Here is a 1,223-nt window from a genome sequence, read left to right as displayed (position 1 = left end):
GCGATGAACCACGCATCTTCGTGGTTCATCGCACGGAACGGGGTTCATCGGCACCGAGAGCCGCCCGCCCTCACCCCTCGGCGATGACCCGCAGCAGCACGACGCGCTCGGGGAACGACGACGGCGCCTGCACCCCGGCGACCGCCAGGGCGCGCCCGTCGAGCACGACCCCGGGGTAGGCGCCGCCCTCGTCCGCCGTGCCCCACCACGGCGGGGGCGTCAGGCCGTGGTCCGGCGATCCCACGGTCACGGGGGCCACCCGGTACCGCCGCTCGGGGTCGAGCCCGGGCAGCAGCACGCGGCCGAGCGGTGCGACGTCCGACCGTCCGACGGAGGCGAGGAAGAACAGGGCCTCGCTCGCGTCGGCCGCGACCGAACCGTAGACCAGCAGCGACGGGTCGGCCTCGTCGACCCGCACGAGGTCGCCCGTGTGCATCAGCTGGCGGTGCTCCTTGTAGAGGGCGATCCAGGCGGCGAGGTCACGGTTCTCGGCGTCGGTCGCCCGGGCGAGGTCCCACTCGACGCCGAGGTGGCCGAACAGGGCGGTGCCGGCCCGGAACGACAGTTCGTGCCAGCGGCCGGTGGAGTGGCTGACGCCCGAGGCGATGTGCGAGCCGAGCAGCTCGGGCGGCAGCAGCTGCATCGTCCAGCGGTTCATCTGCTGCCGGTCGAGCGGGTCGATGCAGTCGCTGACCCAGACGCGGTCGGTGCGCTCGAGGACGCCGAGGTCGACGCGGGCGCCGCCGGACGAGCACGACTCGATCTCGAGCCCGGGGAACCTCGCCTTGAGCTCGTCCATCAGCCGGTACGCCGCGAGGGTCTGCTCGTGGACGCCCGCGGCACCGGTCGGCCAGGTGCCGGCGTCGACGAGGTCGCGGTTGTGGTCCCACTTCAGATAGGCGATGTCGTACTCGGTGAGGATCGCCGTCATCTGGCCGAGCACGTGTTCGAACGCCCCGGCGATGCCGAGGTTCAGCACCTGCTGGTCGCGCGACCGCGGGGGCAGCCGGTCGCCGGTCTGAAGCAGCCATTCGGGGTGCTCGCGGGCGAGGTCGCTGTCCTCGTTGACCATCTCGGGCTCGAACCAGAGGCCGAACTCCATGCCGAGGCCCGTGACGTGGTCGATCAGCGGTGACAGGCCGTCGGGCCAGACGTCGGCGTCGACCACCCAGTCGCCGAGGCCGGCGTGGTCGTCGCGTCGTCCCCGGAACCAGCCGTCGTCG

1 protein-coding gene is annotated in these 1,223 nt (G+C 72.5%); it reads right to left on the bottom strand.

Annotated features, from left to right (window positions below; all coding sequences use genetic code 11):
- Positions 1–70: 70 nt before the first annotated feature.
- The coding region (locus ASE87_RS16680) for an alpha-galactosidase (protein WP_235472256.1) at positions 71–1,223 on the bottom strand (1,153 nt) is incomplete at its 5' end.

Origin of the sequence: Frigoribacterium sp. Leaf44, assembly GCF_001421865.1 — a bacterium.
In the GTDB taxonomy this organism is placed as follows: Bacteria; Actinomycetota; Actinomycetes; order Actinomycetales; family Microbacteriaceae; genus Frigoribacterium.
This window is presented reverse-complemented; position numbering and strand designations above follow the sequence as displayed.